Consider the following 17,912-nt stretch of genomic DNA (forward strand, 5'->3'; position numbering starts at 1 on the left):
CTACTCCTCGGCCGACGATGACGCCGACGATGCTACCGCCGGCTTGACCGACCTGAGCAGCACCGTCGCCACATCGACGACCTCGACGTTCTCGTCCGCCGCGCCGCTGGACTGCTTGCCGGTGACCCCGTCGCCGAGCATGGTGTAGCAGAACGGGCAACCGACCGCGATGGTCTGGGCACCGGTGGAGAGCGCCTCCTCGACCCGGTCGACGTTGACCCGTTTGCCGATCCGCTCCTCCATCCACATCCTCGCCCCGCCGGCACCGCAGCAGAACGAGCGTTCGGAGTTGCGTGGCATCTCCCGCAGCTGGGCCGCGTCGCCGCCCGCCCCGGCACCTGCGGTCAACGCGGCACCGAGCACTTCCCGGGGCGGGCTGAACACCCGGTTGTGCCGGCCCAGGTAGCACGGGTCGTGGTAGGTCAACCCACCGTCGACCGGGGTGACCGGGGTGAGCTTGCCGGCGGCGACCAGGTGGGCCAGCAGCTGGGTGTGATGGACGACGTCGAAGTGGCCGCCGAGCTGGCCGTACTCGTTGCCGAGGGTGTTGAAGCAGTGCGGGCAGGTCGCGACGATCTTGCGTCTCGCCGGCTCCCGGTCGCCGAACGCCTCGTTGAGGGTCTCGACGTTCTGCTGGGCCAGCATCTGGAAGACGAACTCGTTGCCGATCCGGCGGGCCGGGTCGCCGGTGCAGGTCTCGCCCTCGCCGAGGATGGCGAAGTCGACGCCGGCTTCGTGCAGCAGGGTCGCCACCGCGCGGGTGGTCTTCTTGGCCCGGTCCTCGAACGCGCCGGCGCAGCCGACCCAGAACAGGTACTCGAAGTCGTCCACCTCGCCGACTCGGGGAACCTCGAAGTCGAGACCTTTGGTCCAGTCCTCCCGGGTGTTCGGCGGAGCACCCCACGGGTTGCCCTTGTTCTCCAGGTTGCGCAGCATCACGCCGGCCTCGCTGGGGAAGCTCGACTCGATCAGCACCTGGTAGCGGCGCATGTCGACGATGTGGTCGACGTGTTCGATGTCCACCGGGCACTGCTCCACGCAGGCCCCGCAGGTGGTGCACGACCAGAGCACGTCCGGGTCGATGACGCCGCCGTCGTCGGCACCGCCGATCAGCGGGCGGTCGGCCTCGGCCAGCGCCAGGGCGTCGACCTTGGCGAGTTGTTCGGCCGTGCCCTTCTCCTCGCCGGTGAGGTCCTTGCCGCCGCCGGCGAGCAGGTACGGCGCCTTGGCGTAGGCGTGGTCGCGCAGCGACAGCACGAGCAGCTTCGGCGACAGCGGCTTGCCGGTGTTCCAGGCCGGGCACTGCGACTGGCAGCGGCCACACTCCGTACAGGTGGTGAAGTCGAGCAGGCCCTTCCAGCTGAACTGTTCGACCTGGGCGACGCCGAACTGATCGGACTCCGGGTCGGCCTCTTCGAAGTCGAGCGGCTTGCCGTCGCTCATCATCGGCCGCAGCGCGCCGAGGCCGGAGTTGGGCCGGCCGGGGTCCCGCTTGAAGTAGATGTTGAAGAAGGCGGCGAACCGGTGCCAGGCCACTCCCATGGTCAGTGTCAGCGCGATGACGATCAACCAGGTCATCGAGATGAGGATCTTGATCAGGGCGGTGATGCTGATCGCCGACTCGGAGCCGGGCAGGACGGCCCCGAGCGCGTGGCTCACCGGGGTGGCCCAGACCGGGAAGTCGAAGTGGTCGGTGGCCACCCGGAAGCCGCGGATGAGGAACCCGCAGATCAGTACGGCGAGCACGACGGCTTCGACGAAGTAGCCCTGCCACATCGTCGAGCCGGTGAACCGTGACCGGCCACCGGTCCGGGTCGGCCGGTTCGCCAACCGGATCCCGATGAGCACGCCGATACCCAGCATGCCGAGGATCGAGATGAGCTCGGTGACCAGCCCGTACAGCAGCCAACCGCCGATCACCGGAATGCCGCCGCCGGCGTCGACCACCTCGAAGTACGCCTCCAGCACGAGGATGGAGAGCACGATGAAGGCGACCATGACGAACCAGTGGGCCGCCCCGACGACGCTCCATTTGAGCATCCGGGTGTGGCCGAGGGTCTCGCTCAGCATCACCTTCGCCCGGGTGGCCGGGTCACCGGTGCGGTGCGGGTCGGCCTTGCCGAGTCGGATGATCGAGACGAACTGCCAGACCGCCCGGCCGGCGAGCACCACCGCGACGGCGGTGACGATGGCGGCGACCACCGTGGTGACGATCTGGACCGTACCCATTCGTTGGCCCTTCGGTGTGCTGCGGACGAGCGGCAGAGTGACCGGAAGGCCGGCCACGGAGCTTCAGCCTACCGCCAGGTTACCCATGGGTAATGTGACGAGCGTCGCACCGGACCGGCGCCCGGTACTCGCCACCCTATGGCAGCGTCGCCGCCGCGCCGCCGCCCGGCCCCCGACATAACAGCAGGTCGGCCGGCATCCTCGTGGACACCGACCGACCGTGGCGGCGCTGGTGGGCCGACTGCGGACCGACTGTGAACGGGTCAGCGCCAGCGGGAGAGCAGGATCAGCGAACTCACCATGGCACCGAACCCGATCGCCAGGTTCCAGTAGCCCCAGGAGGCGACCGGGTAGGCGGTCTCCGACAGGTAGTAGACGACCAGCCAGCCGATGCCGAAGACGATCAACGAGACGGCGCTGATCGGCAGCCAGACCGGACTCGGCTTGCGGGTGGCAGCCGTCTGGGTCGGGCGGACGTCGGTCGGCGGGGTGTAGACCTTCTTCTTGCGAACCTGCGACTTGGGCACGACGCTCTCCTGGTGGCTATCATCCGGCCCGGCAACCGGACGCAGCGGCGACGGTCCATGGCCAATAATGTTCAGGAGCTAGCGTAGTCAAGTTGCCGCGATCCGGCCACGGGCCGCAGCACGGCAGCAGCGACATTTGGGCACAACCAGGTCCACCAGGTGCGATAGACCGCCCAGGTGGTCCATCATGCGGACACTTGTCGATGGCTGGCAGGCGGAAAGGGGGCCGAGGTGGAGTACACCTCCGGCAGCGCGTCCTGGCGGGACGTGGTCCGGCGCGCCGTTCGCGGGCTGCTGCGTCGCCGGCGCGGCGCGGAGCAGCCCGGCTGGTCCGCCGGCGTACCGCTGATCGCACTGCTCGCCGGCCTGCTGTTCACCACGACCGCCACCACCGCCAGCGGCACCAGCCTGCGGGAGGACCGTCGACCACAACTCGCGCAGCTGATCGACGACCGACGTACCCAGTTGGCCGCCGCCGAGGAACGAGCCGCCCAACTGCGCGACCAGGTCGACCAGCAGACGGAGCTGGTCGCCGGGTCGGACGAGCCGATCGCCCGGCAGCAGGCCCGGATCGACGCGAACCGGGCGGCGGCCGGCTTCACCGCGCTGGCCGGCCCGGGCGTCATCATCGAACTCGACGACGCGCCGCGGCTGACCGACCTGCCGGACGGTGCCAGCAACGACGACCTGGTGGTGCACCAGAGCGACGTACAGGCAGTGGTCAACGCACTGTGGGCCGGCGGCGCCGAGGCGATGTCAATCATGAATGTACGGGTGTTGGCGACCAGCGCGGTACGCTGTGTCGGGAACACGCTGTTGTTGCACGGCGGGGTCTACTCGCCCCCATTTCGGATCGCCGCGATCGGTGACCCCAGCGCCCTGCAGCAGGCGCTGGCCGACTCCGAAGGGGTGCAGTTGTTCAGGGACGCCGTGACCCACTTCCAGCTGGGCTACCAGGAGACGGTCGAAGCCGAGCTGACCGTGCCGGCGTTCGACGGCTCGGCAGCGCTGCGGCACACCACCGTTGCGGAGTCGGCGCGATGACCCGGCCCGGGGTGCCCGGCCATCCAGAGGCACCCGGCCATCCCGACCAACCGCACGACTCGGGCCGGCACCGCACATACCACACCGACGACTCGACCACGGTGCTTCCGCGCTTCACCGGGCCGGACCCGGCAACGGCCCCGGGCCCGACACCCCCGGCGCATCAGCACCCGCCCGGCTACTCGCCCCAGCAACTGGCCCAGTACCAGCGCCCCCGGCCGCCGGAGCGCGACGATGCTGCCCGCACGGCCGTCATCCCCGCCTACCCGGCCGAGCCGGCCGCGTCCACCACGGTGCTGCCGGTCGTGATCAGCAGCTACCAGCCGCCGCCGAACGGCGAGTCACCGGCCGGCAGCGGGCGGGACCTTGGTCCCGGCGAGCGCAACGGTGCCGCCCCCCGGCGCGGTGAGCGGGTGGTGAAGCTGCGACCGGAGCGCACCGACAGCGGTTACAAGAGCGTGTACTCCGAACTGACCCGACCCACCATCTGGACCGCGCTGCGCACCACCGCCCGGGTCACCGGCGAGCTGCTGATCACCTTCGGCATGGTGGTGCTGCTCTTCGCCGGCTACGAGATCTGGGGCAAGTCGGTCATTGTCAACGCCCACCAGGACGAGCTCAGCGAACAGCTCGCCCAGCAGTGGGCCGAAGTGCCCGAGCCGGTCGTCAGCGACGGCCCCACGCCCGAGCCCGAGGCGTCCCCCACCATCCAGGTGCAGGGCACCCCGGTCGCCGGGCTCTACATCCCGAAGCTGGACAAGAACTGGATCGTCGTCGAGGGCGTCGGCCAGGACGACATCCGGTACGCACCGGGTCACTACCCGGACAGCGCCGGCCCCGGGGAGGTCGGCAACTTCTCGGTGGCCGGGCACCGCAACCGGGCCACCTTCTGGCGGCTGGACGAGCTGGACGACGGCGACACGATCGTCGTCGAGGACCGGGACACCTGGCACGTGTACGCGGTCACTCGCAACCACATCGTGCTGCCCAACCAGACCGAAGTGGTCGCCGCCGTACCCGGCGACCGCCGGGCGCAGCCGACCGAGGCGATGCTGACCCTGACCACCTGCCACCCGAAGTTCGACAACTACCAGCGGCTGATCGTGCACGCGGCGCTGGTCCGCAGCCAGCCCAAGGCCGATGGCCGACCGGCGGAACTCGGCGGCTGAGCCATGTACGCCTGGATCTGGCGCAAGCTCCCGTTCGGCACGCCCGGCAAGCTGATCGGTTCGGCGCTGCTCGCCGGGCTGACGGTCGTCCTGCTCTGGTACGTGGTCTTCCCGTGGGCGGAGCCGCTGCTGCCGTTCGACGACGTCCAGGTGACCGAGGACGGCGGCGGCACCGGTACCGACCCCGGTGACGGTGGTCCGGCTGGCGGCACCGACGGCGACGGCGGCGACCCGGACAGTGGCGGCGCCGACGACTACGAGCTGCCGTACGACACCGAGACGAACAACCCCGTACCCGATGAGAACGGCGACTAGAGTCAGGTGTCCGCGTGCGCGTACTGGTGATCGACAACTACGACTCGTTCGTGTTCAACCTGGTGCAGTACCTCGGCCAGCTGGGTGCCGACTGCGACGTTCGGCGCAACGACGAGATCTCCGTCGACGAGGTCGGCCGGCTCGGCGCGGCCGGTGTGCTGCTCTCCCCCGGGCCGGGTGCGCCGGACAGCGCCGGCATCTGTCTGGAGGTCATCGAGCGGTACGCCGGACAGCTGCCGATCCTCGGCGTCTGCCTCGGCCACCAGGCGATCGGTGCCGCGTTCGGTGGGGTCGTCGAACGTGCTCCCGAGCTGCTGCACGGCAAGACCTCGCTGGTCGAGCATCGGGGCGTCGGGGTGCTGGCCGGGCTGCCAGACCCGTTCACCGCCACCCGCTACCACTCACTGGCGGTACGCGAGGACAGTCTGCCGGCCGAGATCGGGGTCACCGGGCGGACCGCGTCCGGGGTGGTGATGGCGATGCGGCACCGGAGCCTGCCGGTCGAGGGTGTGCAGTTCCACCCCGAGTCGGTGCTCACCGAGGGCGGCCATCTGATGCTGGCGAACTGGCTGGCCGGGTGCGGTCTGCCGCAGGCCCGGCAGCGGGCACCGCGACTCGCCGCCGAGGTGGAGACCCGGCGGCGGGCCGCGTTCGTGTCGGCCTGAGCGCCGGCCCGGCCGCTAGGACTAGGACCGCGACTCAGTCGAACAGCCGGGAGACGGGCGCGGTGGGCAGCAGGCCGCTCACTCCGCTGCCTGGGGTGCTGGAGCCACCGCCACCGCCCTCGCCGTCACCGTCGCCCGGTGGCGGGCTGGTCGTCGGGGGTGAGCCGGTCGGCGACGGGCTGCCGGTCGGGTCCGGCGACGGCTCCACCTCCTGCCGGGGCTGGGAGACGACGATCTCCACCCGGGAGTTGACCCGGTGCTCGCCGTTGTTCGGACTCTGGCTGGTGACGATGCCGGCATCGGCCGGGTCGACTTCCTCCCCGTCGATCACCCGCGGGTCGAAGCCGGCGTTCTCCAGCCGCGCTACGGCCTGGGCTTCGGTGTAGCCGACGACGTTCGGTACGTTCCGCAGATTGTTGAGCGAGACGTGCACCTCGACCTCGCTGCCCACCTCCACCAACTCGCCGGCGCTGGGCACCTCGACCACCTGGTCCTTCGCAGCCGAGCTGTCCACCTCCTCGAAGACGGCGATCAGCTCGAGGTCGGTGAGCTGCTGCTCGGCGGCGCTGCGGGTGAAGCCCTTCACGTCGGGCACCTGGACCTTGCCCGGGCCGGAGCAGACGACGAGGGCCACCTCGGAGCCCCGCTCGACGGCGCCCGGCTCCGGTGACTGCTCGATGACGGTGTTGACCGTACAGTTCGCGTCGTCGCGAGGGGTGACGTCCGCTGTCAGCTGCAGGTCGGTGAGGGTCAGCTGGGCCTGCTCGATCGGCTCGTTGACCAGGTTGGGCAGATCGACGGTGACCGGCTCGTCGGGGCCGGAGTTCATCCAGATCAGCCCGGTGGCCAGGGCGATCACCGCGAAGACGCCCAGCGCGCTGAGGCCGGCGATGACCGCCGGCGAGGTCCGCCTCGGCGGCGGGCCGCCGAGGCCGCCGGGGATCCGCTGGGTCGAGCCGGTACGCCCGGTGGCGCCCATCGCCGCGGTTTCGTCGTCGCGCAGCACCGGGGTGGCCAGCACCGGCCGGCCGGAGGCGGCGCGCAGCAGGTCGGCACGCATCTCGCCGGCGCTCTGGTAGCGGTTGACCGGGTTCTTGGCAAGCGCCTTCAACACGATCGCGTCGATCGCCGGGGTGACGTCCCGGTTGATCTCGCTCGGCGCCCGCGGGTCCTCCCGGACGTGCTGGTAGGCGACGCTGACCGGGCTGTCCCCGACGAACGGCGGATGGCCGCAGAGCAGCTCGAACAGCACACAGCCGGCTGCGTAGACGTCGGATCGGGCGTCCACCGACTCGCCCCGGGCCTGCTCCGGGGAGAGGTACTGCGCGGTGCCGATCACCGCCGAGGTCTGGGTCATCGTGGTCGCGCCGCTGGCCAGCGCGCGGGCGATGCCGAAGTCCATCACCTTGACCTGGTCGGTCTGGGTGAGCATGACGTTGCCGGGCTTGATGTCCCGGTGGATGATGCCGTGCCGGTGGCTGAACTCCAGGGCGGCGCAGACGTCGGCGCAGTACTCCAGGGCCCGACGCGGGTGCAGCCGGCCCTCGGCGGCGAGCACCTCCTTGAGGGTGCGGCCGTTGACGAACTCCATGACGATGAACGGCAGCGGCTCGCCGGTGGCGGCGTACTCCTCGCCGGTGTCGTAGACCGCGACGATCGCCGGGTGGTTGAGCGACGCGGAGTTCTGCGCCTCGCGCCGGAACCGTTCCTGGAAGGTCCGGTCCCGGGCCAGGTCGGTGCGCAGCATCTTGATTGCGACGTCACGGCCGAGCCGCAGGTCACGGCCGCGGTGAACCTCGGCCATACCGCCGTAGCCGAGCAACTCGCCGACCTGGTACCTGCCGCCTAGCAGGCGGGCCTGCGCGGTCATCGTCCTTGTCGTCCTTCGCTCGTCTGGTCGTCATCGGGTCGGACCAAGTCGGGTGCTTCCATCGACGGTACGGGTCCCACGCTGGTTTCGACGTGTCCGGCTGCCATCTGGTTCTCAGCCGTAACCAATCGCACCACGGGTTGCCCCAGAGCGGTCGAACTGCTGGCGCTGTCGATGATCCGGTAAGCGACCAGCCCGGTGCAGAGCAGCACGATCAACGCTCCGAGGATGATCGCCAGGACGGTGAACACTTGCCGGTGCAGGCCACCGGACCGCTGGGGCGGGGCTGGTGGCCGGTTGTAGCCGTACGGGTTGGGTGGACGACCCGACGCGGGAAGGGGCTGCCGCGTCGGGGTGGCGGGGTGATGGTAGCCGGCCGGATACCCGCCCGGCATCATCGGCGTGGTGGCGGGCAGGTAGCCGGGTGGTCCGGGCATCGGCTGCCCCGGCGGCGGCCGCTGACCGGGCGGCACCGGATTGGGCGGCACCGAGCCGGGGTGCATCGGCCCCGGAGACATCGGCCCGGGGGACATGGGTGCGGGGCCGGACGCCATCGGCGAAACCGGCGCTGCCGACGTGGGCCGGGGCGCGGCCGGGTGCTGGCCGGGGTGCTGCTGGCCAGGATGTTGCTGGCCAGGATGTTGCTGGCCCGGGTGCTGCTGAGCGTGTGGTGGCCGGGGCGGGCCGGCCGGTGGCCGGGTCTGGCCGGCGAGAGTGGTGGCGGCCTGCCGGGAGACGGCGGCCATCGTGGCGGCGCTCTGCCAGCGCGCCGCCGGATCCTTGGCGAGCGCGCGCTCGACGAAGCTGCGGACCACGGGTGGGATGTCCGACGGCAGCGCGCGCGGCACCTCCCGCACGTGCTTCATGGCGATTTCCAGCGGATTGTCGCCCTCAAACGGCCGCCGACCGGACAGGCACTGGTAGGCGACCACGCCGAGCGCGTACACGTCGGAAGCCGGTGTCGCGACCGCGCCGGACGCCTGCTCGGGGGAGATGTACGAGGCGGTGCCGAGCACCGAGCCGGCGGCGGTCAACTGGCCGACGATCTCTGAGCGCGCAATGCCGAAGTCGGTCAGCACCAGCGTGCCGTTGGGTCGTACCAGCAGGTTGCCCGGCTTGACGTCGCGGTGCACGATGCCCTTCTCGTGGGCCGCGTGCAGCGCGTCGGCGGCCTGGGCGACCAGCGCCATGGTGCGGGCCGGGGTGAGCCGCCCGACCCGGGACAGGGTGCGCGACAGCGCGTCGCCCTCGACGTACTCCATCACCAGGAAGGCGATGTGCTTGTCGCTGCCGTAGTCGTAGACGTCGACCACGCCGGGATGGTTGATGGTGGCCATGGTGCGGGCCTCGCCGCGGAACCGCTCAGCGAAGCCGGGCTCCTCGAGCAGCGCGGGAAGCAGGCTCTTGACTGCGACGGTACGGCCGAGCACCTCGTCGGTGCCGCGCCACACGTCGCCCATCCCGCCGCTGGCGATGCGCTCGTCGAGCCGGTAGCGGCCGCCGAGCAGGACTCCGGAGCTCAGCATCTCATCGCCCCTCACGTTCGGCGACGAGGGCCCGCATGATCTGGCCGGAAATCCGGGCCGCCTCCGCGCTGCCGCCGCTGCCGGCACCTTCCAGCAGTACGCAGACCGCCGAAATCGGTTCACCGTCCTCGGACGTGACGAAGCCGATGAACCATCCGTGGTCGTCGTCGCCCTCGCCGGCCTGCGCGGTGCCGGTCTTGCCGCCGACGGTGTACCCGTCGATCCGGGCGTTGCGGCCGGTGCCGTTGCGCACCACGCTGACCATCATCTCCTGCAGGTCGGCGGCGACCGACCCGCTCACCGACTGGCGCAGCTCCCGCGGGTCCGCGGTGTAGTAGCTGCTGGTCCGGTCGGCATGCAGCAGCTGCTGGATCACGTACGGACGCATCTGGCTGCCGCCGTTGGCCACCGCCGCCGCGATCATCGCGCCTTCCAGCGGGGTCATCCGGACGTTGTTCTGGCCGATCGACGACTGGGCCAGCGCCGCGCCGTCCTCGCTGCCGTCCGGGTTGGCGATGTCGCCGGTCCGGCTGGCCGCGACCGGCAGGCCGTCGTCGCCGCTGGTCCGGCCGACGACCAGCTCCTCGTCCTCGAAGCCGAAGTCGCGTGCCTTTGCCTTGACCGTCTCGGCGCCGAGCTCCACGCCCAGCTTGGCGAAGCCGGTGTTGCAGGAGTCGGTCAGGGCGGTGATCAGGGTGACCTCGTCCTGTGGGCAGATGGAGTCGACGGCGTTGCGGATGTCGGTGCCGGAGTCGGGATGCCGGTAGACCGGGCCGGCGGAGATCGGCGTCTCGACGGTGGTGCCGTTCTCCAGGGCCGCCGCCGCGACGACGACCTTGAAGGTGGAACCGGGCGGCAGCACCTCGCCGAGGGCCCGGTTGTTCAGCGGACGGTTCGGGTCGCTGTCCAGCTCGTTGAAGGCATCCTGGGCCGCCCCGGTGTCGTGGCTGGCCAGCGGGTTCGGATCGAAGCTGGGTAGTGACACCAGGGCCTGCACCGCGCCGGTACGCGGATTGAGCGCCACCGCCGCGCCCACGTCGACGCCCACCCGGTTGTCCAGCAACTGCCGGTACGCGGTCTCCTGCGCCCGCCGGTTGATGGTGAGCAACACGTTCCCGCCGCCGGTCTCCTCGCCGGTGAACAGGTCCCGGACCCGGTCGGCGAAGAGTTGGTCGCTGGTGCCGGCGAGGAACTCGTTCTCGGCCTTCTCCACGCCCGTGGCGGCCAGGTTGACCGGCTTGTAGCCGATCACGTGCGCGTAGAGCTCGTTGTCCGGGTAGGTCCGCAGGTACTGCAGCTCGCCGTCGGTCGGCGTGCTGGTGGCCAGGGCACGGGCGCCGGCTTCGATGTTGCCGCGTTGCCGGTCGTACTCGGCGACCTGCACCCGGCCGTTGTAGTCGCTAGTGCGGTACTCCTCGGCCTTGTAGCCCTGGACCCAGTTGAGGTTGACGAAGAGCAGGCCGAACAGCACCATGATGACCACGCCGACCCGGCGCAGTGGAGCGTTCATCGGCGGATCACCTCCGTCGGCGCGCCGTGCAACTGGGCAGGTGGTCCGGTCGGCGTACCGGGCGGCCGGGGCTCGGCCCCCACCACCGGCCGGCGGCCGGCGTCGGAGATCCGCAGCAGCATCGCCACCAGCAGCCAGTTCGCCATCAGCGACGAGCCGCCGGCGGACAGGAACGGGGTGGTCTGACCGGTCAGCGGGATCAACCCGCTGATCCCGCCGACAATCACGAAGACCTGCAGGGAGAGGGTGAACGCCAGGCCGCCGGCGAGCAGCTTGCCGAACGAGTCGCGTACCGCCAGGCCGGCCCGCAGCCCGCGCTCGGCGACCAGCAGGTAGACGACAAGCAGCGCGGAGAGCCCGAACAGGCCGATCTCCTCGCCGAGGCCGGCGAAGATGAAGTCGTTGTGCACCTCCGGCACCTTCAGCGGCTGGCCACCGCCGGGTCCGGCGCCGAACAGCCCACCGGTGCCGAGCCCGAGCAGGCCCTGGACCAGTTGGTAGCCGTCGGCGTACGGGTCGGAGAACGGGTCGAGCCAGATGTTGGCCCGCTGGTAGAAGTTGGCGAACGGGCCGCCGACGATGCTGCCCAGGTGGTACGCCAGGAACGCCCCGCCGAAGAACAGCAGCAGACCGATGATCAGCCAGCTGACCCGTTCGGTGGCGACGTACAGCGTCACCACGAACATGCCGAAGTAGAGCAGCGACGTCCCGAGGTCCTTCTGGAAGACCAGGACCAGGACGCTGAGCAGCCAGACCACCAGCACCGGGCCGAGGTCGCGCCCCCGGGGGAAGTCGATGCCGAGCACCCGCCGGCTGGCCAGCGACAGCACCTCACGCTTGCGGACCAGGTAGTACGCGAAGAAGGACAGCAGGGCCAGCTTGGCGAACTCGCCGGGCTGGATGGAGAAGCCGCCGATCATGATCCACAGCTTGGCGCCGTTGACCTCGGAGTACCGCGCCGGCAGCACCGCCGGGATCATCACCAGCACGATCCCGGCCAGGCCGAGGGTGTACGCGTACCGGGCGACGACCTGATGGTCGCGGACCAGGACGAGCAACCCGGCGGCGAGCACCACGGCGGCCAGGGTCCAGGCCAGTTGCCGCCCGCCGGTGCCGGCGAAGATCGGGTAGTCGATCCGTTCGGCGGCGGCTACCTGGGCCAGGTCGTAGCGGCGCAGGAAACCGACGCCGATGCCGTTGAGCAGGGCCACCGCCGGCAGCAGGGCCGGGTCGGCGTGCGGGGCGAAGAACCGGATGACCAGGTGCAGGCCGACGAAGACCGCGCCGACCACGGCGGTCGGCACCCAGAAGCCGGGCCGGATGGTGCCGAGCACGGCTGCTTCGGCCGCAGCCGAGTAGAGCGCGACCACGGCGAGCGCGAGGGCCAACAGGCCGAGTTCGGCGTTCCGCCGCGTCCTGATGGGGCGGATCCGCGGCATCTCACCGGTGCTGGCCGGCGGGGCGGGTCCGACTGAAGCGGTCACTGGATTTCCTTCACCTCGCTCGCCGGCTCAGCCGACCGTCCGGCAACCGGCCGGGTTGGTCACCGGCGGGACCGGCTCGACCGGTGGGGCGTCCGGGGAGCTCTCCGGGGCACCGGACGGGCTCGGCGTGCCGCCCGGTGACGGGCTGTTCGCCGGGCCGGCCGGTGATCCGGAGACGAGGCCCTCGGGCGTCGCATCGGGCGATCCGGTCACGTCGGCTTCCGGTGACGGGGACAGCGTCGGCGACGGGGTCGGGGAGGGCGACGGCGGGCAGATCGGCTTCAGGTTGGGGTTGCCCGGGTCGTCCCGGGTGAGTTCCAGCAGGTGCCGCTGCGCCTCGGCTTCGCTGCCGGCGTGGATGCCGCGCTTGACCCGGTCCTGGGCGACGGAGGTCAGGTCGTCCAGGGCGAGGTCGCTGGTCTGGTGCACGGTGGAGAGGCTGACGCCGGCCACCTCGCCCGGCATTCCCTGGAAGATCGCCAGCTGGCCCTCGCCGGTGGCGCCGACGTAGTACTGCCGTTGGGTGTAGGCCCAGCCGGCCCAGACCCCGCCGCCGAGGATGCCGACCAGCACGACCAGCACGATCGCCGCGCGCAGTGGCCGGCGGCGGGGGCGTTGCGGGTCGTCGTCCGGGGCGGCAGCGGCGGCGTCGGCCGGCTCCGGCACGGCGGCCCGTGGCGCGGACAGTGCGGAGGCCCGGGCGGCCGGGGTGGAGTCGTCGGCGGCGGTCGCCATGCCGCGGTCCCGAGCGGCGGCACCGCCGACGATCGGTGCCTGCTCGTGGATGCTCTGGTCGGTGGCGTCGGCCACGACGACGGTGATGTTGTCCGGGCCGCCGCCGCGCAGCGCCAGCTGGACCAGGCGCTCGACGCACTTGCCCGGATCGGTGTACTCGCGCAGCGTCTCGGCGATGGTGTCCGGGCTGACCACGCCGGACAGCCCGTCGCTGCAGATCAGGTAGCGGTCGCCCGCGACGACCTGGCGTACCGAGTACTCCGGGTCGATGTCCCGACCGTCCAGCGCCCGGGTCAGCAGCGACCGCTGGGGGTGGCTGCTGGCCTCCTCGGCGCTGATCCGGCCCTCGTCGACCAGCATCTGGACGTAGGTGTCGTCCTTGGTGATCTGCGCGAACTCCCCGTTGCGCAGCAGGTACGCCCGGGAGTCGCCGATGTGCACCATGCCGATCTTGCTGCCGGAGAAGAGCGTCGCGGTCAGCGTGGTGCCCATCCCCTCCAGATGGGGGTTGGCGTCGACGGTGTCCCGTAGGTGCTGGTTGGCCAGGCCGACGGCGCCGCGTAGGGCGTCGACCATGGCGTCGCCGGGAACGTCCTCGTCGAGCGGGGCCAGTGCCCCGATGACGAGGTTGCTGGCGACGTCACCGGCGGCCATCCCGCCCATGCCGTCGGCCACGGCGAGCAGCCGCGGCCCGGCGTAGACGGAGTCCTGGTTTCCGTCACGGATCAGTCCGCGGTCACTGTGGGCGGCATAGCGCAGGGTCAGAGTCATGGCCGTAACTCAAGAGATGTGCGGCCGATTCGGATCGGCACGGCGAGGGGTACGGGGGTAGGTCCGGTGACCTTAGCGCGGTCCAGGTAGGTCCCGTTAGTGGAACCCGCGTCTTCGATGAACCACTGGCCGTCCCGGGGCATCAGCCGGGCGTGTCGCGCCGACGCGTAGTCATCGGTGATGACCAGGGTGGAGTCCTCTGCCCGACCTATCGTGATCGGAGACTCACCCAAGGTAATTTTGGTCCCGGCCAGTTGGCCAGCGGTCACTACGAGCTGATGAGCGGCCCGCCCCCGTTTGACCTTGGCCGGCCGGGCCGGTGCCGTACTGCTGCTGACCCCGCGCGGAGCCGCGACGAGGCGGCTGGAGCGGGCACCGGCAAACAGATCCCGGCGGATCACCCCCACCACCGTGAACACGAAGATCCACAGCAGGACGATGAAGCCGACCCGGGCGACGGCAACGACGAATTCGGGCAAGGTTAGCCATCCACTCGGAACGTGAGCGTGGTCGTCCCGAGCTGGATCATGTCACCGGGGTTCAGGGCCACTGCGGAGACCCGCTGCCCGTTGACCATGGTCCCGTTGGTCGACCCCAGATCGGTCAGCACCACTTGAGCACCGTCGAAGTCGAGCCGGGCGTGTCGGCGGGAGATCCCCACGTCCGGCAGTCGCAGATTGGCCTGGTCACCCCGGCCGATCACGGTCGAACCCATCTGCAGCGGATAGGTCCGCCCGTCACCCGAGACCAGCCGTACGTTGCGGGCGCCGGCCGGCGAGTGCGGCGGTTGACCGTACCCCCCGCCCTGCTGGTCGTACGGCGGATAGCCGCCCTGACCACCGCCGGGCATGTCGTACCCGGGCTGCTGCACCGGCGCGACGTCGCCGCCGGTGAAGACTTCGGCGGTCACCCGGAACATCCCGGTGTCGAGCCCGTCGCCCCGCTCGATCTCGACGATCACGTCGCCGTAGACCGTCCAGGCCTGCTCGCCGATGAACTCCGCCTGCGACTGGGCGAGCTCCTGGGCCAGGGCAGCGGCGTACGGAGCCAGCCGGCTGTGGTCGTACGGCGAGAGATCGATCACGTAGCGGTTGGGCACCAGCGTGCGCCCGCCAGCCAGGATCGCCTTGTGGGCCTCAGCCTCCCGCTGCATCGCGTTGAGGATCTCCACCGGGTGCACGACACCCTTGAACACCTTGGCGAAGGCCCCTTCGACTAGGCCTTCCAGACGCTTCTCGAAGCGTTGCAGCACGCTCACCGGCTCCTCCTCGGGTTCCGAGGACATGATGGTATCCGGCCGTCGCCCGTGCCACCCGCACGCCGATCGACCACCGCTCCCGGCCTGTCCCGAACGACCGACCCGCCCCGTGCTACTCTTCGCCAGGCGTCGCGGGCGATATTTGGCTCGGGGCGACCAGGGACAGCGTAGTATGTCTCGGCACCTGCCAGCGGGTGGCCCCGACCGACACCCCCACCGGGATCGGGAAGGACCGGCCGGGTTAGTCTTCTACCGACTGTCCCGGACAGCATCCGGGGAAGTGGCGGAATGGCAGACGCGCACGGTTCAGGTCCGTGTGCCCGAAAGGGCGTGGGGGTTCAACTCCCCCCTTCCCCACCAGCAGGTCGGGCGGCATCAGCCGCCTGCACCAGCTAGCAACGATTGAGAAGGCTCCGCCCGACGGCGGGGCCTTCTTCACATATCGCCCGGATATCCTGTTGACCGTTTACTCCACCCCCCAGCTCAGGAGTGTCGTGTGAGCGTCGCGTTGGTTACCGGTTCCGGCGGTCTGATCGGATCGGAGGCGGCCCGGCACTTCGCCGGACTCGGCCTGGACGTGGTGGGCATCGACAACGACATGCGCCGCGAGTTCTTCGGCCCCGAGGCGTCCACCGCCTGGAACGTCGAGACGCTGCGGCGTGACCTCGGTGCGGCGTACACCCATCAGGCGGTCGACATCCGCGACCGCGACGCCCTGGCGGGCCTGTTCCGGCGGTACGGCCGGGACATCGCCGTGGTGATCCACACCGCCGCGCAGCCGTCGCACGACTGGGCGGTGCGCGACCCGTTCACCGACTTCGACGTCAACGCCGGCGGCACCCTCAACGTCCTGCAGAACGTCCGGGAACACTGCCCGGAAGCACCGGTGATCCACTGCTCCACCAACAAGGTGTACGGCGACCGGCCCAACAGCCTGCCGCTGATCGAGCAGGAGACCCGCTGGGAAATCGCCCCGGACCACCCGTACGCCGGTGGGATCACCGAGGACATGTCGATCGACGCCTGCCTGCACTCGGTGTTCGGCGCGTCGAAGGTCGCCGCCGACATCATGGTGCAGGAGTACGGCCGCTACTTCGGCATCCGTACCGCCTGCTTCCGGGGCGGCACCCTCACCGGCCCGGCGCACTCGGCGACCGAGCTGCACGGCTTCCTCGGCTACCTGATGCGCTGCAACATGGAGCGACGCACCTACAAGATCTTCGGGTACGGCGGCAAAATGGTCCGCGACGCCATCCACAGCCACGACGTGGTCTCCGCCTTCGAGGCGTTCTTCCGCGACCCACGCCCGGCAGCCGTCTACAACCTCGGCGGCGGCCGGCACTCCAACTGCTCGCACCTGGAGGCGTTCGCGCTGGCCGAGCAGATCACCGGCGAAAAGATGATCACCGAGTACCAGGAGGCGAACCGGGTCGGCGACCACCAGTGGTGGATCGGCTCGAACGCCGCTTTCCAGCGGGACTACCCTGGCTGGAAGCAGGTCTACGACGTGCCGATGATCCTGCAGGAGATCTACCAGGCCAACGTCGACAAGTGGGTGCCCGGAAAATGATCGACCAGGGCAAGCGCAACGTCCTCGGCGTACTGGTCGACGCCGTCGACTACGAGGCCGCGAGTGAGCGGATCCTCGCCGCCGCCCGGGAGCGTCGGCCGCTGGCGATGACCGCCTTGGCGGTGCACGGGGTGATGACCGGGGTGCTCGACCCGGCGCACAACGCCCGGCTCAACTCGTTCGACTTGGTCACCCCGGACGGCCAACCGGTGCGCTGGGGACTCAACCTGCTGCACGGCGCAGGTCTTACCGACCGCGTCTACGGGCCGACACTGACCCTGCGGGTGCTGCAGCGCTGCGCCGACGAAGGGCTGCCGGTCTACCTGTACGGATCCACCGAGGAAACGCTGGACCGGCTGGTGCCGAAGCTGGAGCAGATGTTCCCGGCGTTGAAGTTCGCCGGCGTCGAGCCGTCGAAGTTCCGCGCCGTCCAGCCGGGCGAAGAGGTGGAGATTGCGGACCGGATCCGGGCTTCTGGTGCCCGGCTGGTGCTGGTCGGGCTGGGCTGCCCGCGTCAGGAGGTCTTCGCGTACGCGATGCGCCCGCTGCTGGACATGCCGCTGATGGCGGTCGGCGCGGCCTTTGACTACCACGCCGGCCTGCTGCGCAAGCCGCCGTCCTGGATGCAGCGGTACGGCTTGGAGTGGCTGTGGCGGCTCGGGCTGGAGCCGAAACGGCTGTGGCGCCGGTACGTGATCCTCAACCCGGCGTACCTGAGCCGGCTGGGCGCACAGAAGCTCGGCATGTGGCAAGCTACCCCGCCGCCGGCAGCCACCGACCGCCCCGCCACCTTCGCCGTCTGACCCCACTCACCCTGCCCCGGCTCCGGGTTCCCTGTCCGCGTGCGCCGAGCTGAGTTGCCGCTGGCCGACACATGTGCCACGGGACGTATGGACGAGGCATCATGAGTGATCTCGATGACCAACTCGGGGAGGACTGGTGAAATGACGACTTACTCCGTGTCCTGCCGGCGGGTCGGCAGCTGGTGGGCCGTCAGCGTGCCCGAACTCAAAGGCGTCCACACCCAGGCCAGCCGACTCGACCAAGTCGCCACCATGGCTCGCGAGGCGATCGCGTTGCTGCTCGAGATAGACCCAGCCACAGTAGACGTCGAGGTACATCCGGAGCCACCCGGAACAGTCACGGCAGCGCTGGACGCTGGCGATAAGGCCGAACAAGCGAGATGACCAGGCCATTCAGCATCCTCGTGCCTCGCTAAATAATCGATGCGAAAAGGCC

At 70.3% G+C, this 17,912-nt stretch carries 14 protein-coding genes, 1 tRNA gene and 1 pseudogene; 7 read left to right on the forward strand and 9 right to left on the reverse strand.

All coding sequences use genetic code 11. The features are described from left to right. A complete protein-coding gene (locus O7621_RS04995) occupies positions 1 to 2,229 on the reverse strand; it encodes a heterodisulfide reductase-related iron-sulfur binding cluster (RefSeq protein ID WP_282234456.1) in 2,229 nt (742 codons plus the stop codon). A gap of 263 nt (positions 2,230 to 2,492) precedes the next feature. Then, positions 2,493 to 2,756: a cell division protein CrgA gene (locus O7621_RS05000; RefSeq protein ID WP_123606549.1), complete on the reverse strand. Its 264-nt coding sequence runs from the start codon at positions 2,754 to 2,756 to the stop codon at positions 2,493 to 2,495. Between the two features lie 231 nt (positions 2,757 to 2,987). On the opposite strand from O7621_RS05000, the gene O7621_RS05005 reads away from it, so the two are divergent. The 4 genes and pseudogenes from O7621_RS05005 (at position 2,988) to O7621_RS05020 (ending at position 5,949) form a co-directional block, all read left to right on the forward strand. Continuing rightward, positions 2,988 to 3,800: a DUF881 domain-containing protein gene (locus tag O7621_RS05005; RefSeq protein WP_282232944.1), complete on the forward strand. Its 813-nt coding sequence runs from the start codon at positions 2,988 to 2,990 to the stop codon at positions 3,798 to 3,800. A gap of 257 nt (positions 3,801 to 4,057) precedes the next feature. Next, a pseudogene (locus O7621_RS05010) lies at positions 4,058 to 4,969 on the forward strand (class E sortase); the annotation flags it as partial. Between the two features lie 3 nt (positions 4,970 to 4,972). Beyond that, a complete protein-coding gene (locus O7621_RS05015; RefSeq protein ID WP_282232945.1) occupies positions 4,973 to 5,284 on the forward strand; it encodes a hypothetical protein in 312 nt (103 codons plus the stop codon). Between the two features lie 14 nt (positions 5,285 to 5,298). Further along, complete coding sequence (locus O7621_RS05020) at positions 5,299 to 5,949, forward strand: aminodeoxychorismate/anthranilate synthase component II (RefSeq protein ID WP_282232946.1); 651 nt, start codon at positions 5,299 to 5,301, stop codon at positions 5,947 to 5,949. Positions 5,950 to 5,983: 34 nt separating this feature from the next. On the opposite strand, the gene pknB is transcribed toward O7621_RS05020, so the two are convergent. From pknB to O7621_RS05055, 7 genes are all read right to left on the reverse strand, one after another. Continuing rightward, positions 5,984 to 7,819, reverse strand: coding sequence for a Stk1 family PASTA domain-containing Ser/Thr kinase (gene pknB / locus O7621_RS05025; protein ID WP_282232947.1), 1,836 nt, complete (start codon positions 7,817 to 7,819; stop codon positions 5,984 to 5,986). Then, positions 7,816 to 9,345 (reverse strand): serine/threonine protein kinase, encoded by a 1,530-nt coding sequence (locus O7621_RS05030; protein WP_282232948.1) that lies wholly within the window; start codon positions 9,343 to 9,345, stop codon positions 7,816 to 7,818. The genes pknB and O7621_RS05030 overlap by 4 nt, the downstream gene beginning before the upstream one ends. A gap of 1 nt (position 9,346) precedes the next feature. Next, positions 9,347 to 10,855 carry a penicillin-binding transpeptidase domain-containing protein gene (locus O7621_RS05035; RefSeq protein WP_282232949.1) on the reverse strand — a complete coding sequence of 503 codons (1,509 nt, stop codon included), beginning with the start codon at positions 10,853 to 10,855 and terminating at the stop codon, positions 9,347 to 9,349. Next, complete coding sequence (locus O7621_RS05040) at positions 10,852 to 12,294, reverse strand: FtsW/RodA/SpoVE family cell cycle protein (protein ID WP_282234457.1); 1,443 nt, start codon at positions 12,292 to 12,294, stop codon at positions 10,852 to 10,854. The genes O7621_RS05035 and O7621_RS05040 overlap by 4 nt, the downstream gene beginning before the upstream one ends. Positions 12,295 to 12,366: 72 nt before the next feature. Next, positions 12,367 to 13,845, reverse strand: a complete 1,479-nt coding sequence (locus O7621_RS05045; protein WP_282232950.1) for a PP2C family serine/threonine-protein phosphatase — start codon at positions 13,843 to 13,845, stop codon at positions 12,367 to 12,369. Continuing rightward, on the reverse strand, positions 13,842 to 14,324 hold the full coding sequence (locus O7621_RS05050; protein ID WP_281552418.1) for an FHA domain-containing protein: 483 nt from the start codon (positions 14,322 to 14,324) through the stop codon (positions 13,842 to 13,844). Before O7621_RS05050 ends, O7621_RS05045 begins: the two co-directional genes overlap by 4 nt. A 2-nt stretch (positions 14,325 to 14,326) precedes the next feature. Beyond that, entirely contained in the window at positions 14,327 to 15,130 is an 804-nt protein-coding gene (locus O7621_RS05055; protein WP_123606559.1) for a DUF3662 and FHA domain-containing protein, read from the reverse strand. Positions 15,131 to 15,377: 247 nt separating this feature from the next. Here O7621_RS05055 and O7621_RS05060 point away from each other — a divergent pair. From O7621_RS05060 to O7621_RS05070, 3 genes are all read left to right on the forward strand, one after another. After that, positions 15,378 to 15,463: transfer RNA gene (locus O7621_RS05060), tRNA-Leu, on the forward strand. Between the two features lie 136 nt (positions 15,464 to 15,599). After that, complete coding sequence (locus O7621_RS05065; protein WP_282232951.1) at positions 15,600 to 16,673, forward strand: NAD-dependent epimerase/dehydratase family protein; 1,074 nt, start codon at positions 15,600 to 15,602, stop codon at positions 16,671 to 16,673. After that, complete coding sequence (locus tag O7621_RS05070; RefSeq protein ID WP_282234458.1) at positions 16,670 to 17,476, forward strand: WecB/TagA/CpsF family glycosyltransferase; 807 nt, start codon at positions 16,670 to 16,672, stop codon at positions 17,474 to 17,476. The genes O7621_RS05065 and O7621_RS05070 overlap by 4 nt, the downstream gene beginning before the upstream one ends. The last annotated feature ends 436 nt before the right edge of the window (positions 17,477 to 17,912 follow it).

The sequence above is a fragment of the Solwaraspora sp. WMMD937 genome, assembly GCF_029581175.1.
Classification (GTDB): domain Bacteria; phylum Actinomycetota; class Actinomycetes; order Mycobacteriales; family Micromonosporaceae; genus Micromonospora_E.

Excerpts from the sequence above, each read along its gene's own strand:
- O7621_RS05035 (WP_282232949.1), bottom strand. The coding sequence starts at position 10,855 with ATGAACGCTCCACTGCGCCGGGTCGGCGTGGTCATCATGGTGCTGTTC.
- pknB (WP_282232947.1), bottom strand. The coding sequence starts at position 7,819 with ATGACCGCGCAGGCCCGCCTGCTAGGCGGCAGGTACCAGGTCGGCGAG.
- O7621_RS05070 (WP_282234458.1), top strand. The coding sequence starts at position 16,670 with ATGATCGACCAGGGCAAGCGCAACGTCCTCGGCGTACTGGTCGACGCC.
- O7621_RS05055 (WP_123606559.1), bottom strand. The coding sequence starts at position 15,130 with ATGTCCTCGGAACCCGAGGAGGAGCCGGTGAGCGTGCTGCAACGCTTC.
- O7621_RS04995 (WP_282234456.1), bottom strand. The coding sequence starts at position 2,229 with ATGGGTACGGTCCAGATCGTCACCACGGTGGTCGCCGCCATCGTCACC.
- O7621_RS05040 (WP_282234457.1), bottom strand. The coding sequence starts at position 12,294 with ATGCCGCGGATCCGCCCCATCAGGACGCGGCGGAACGCCGAACTCGGC.
- O7621_RS05045 (WP_282232950.1), bottom strand. The coding sequence starts at position 13,845 with ATGACTCTGACCCTGCGCTATGCCGCCCACAGTGACCGCGGACTGATC.
- O7621_RS05015 (WP_282232945.1), top strand. The coding sequence starts at position 4,973 with ATGTACGCCTGGATCTGGCGCAAGCTCCCGTTCGGCACGCCCGGCAAG.
- O7621_RS05030 (WP_282232948.1), bottom strand. The coding sequence starts at position 9,345 with ATGCTGAGCTCCGGAGTCCTGCTCGGCGGCCGCTACCGGCTCGACGAG.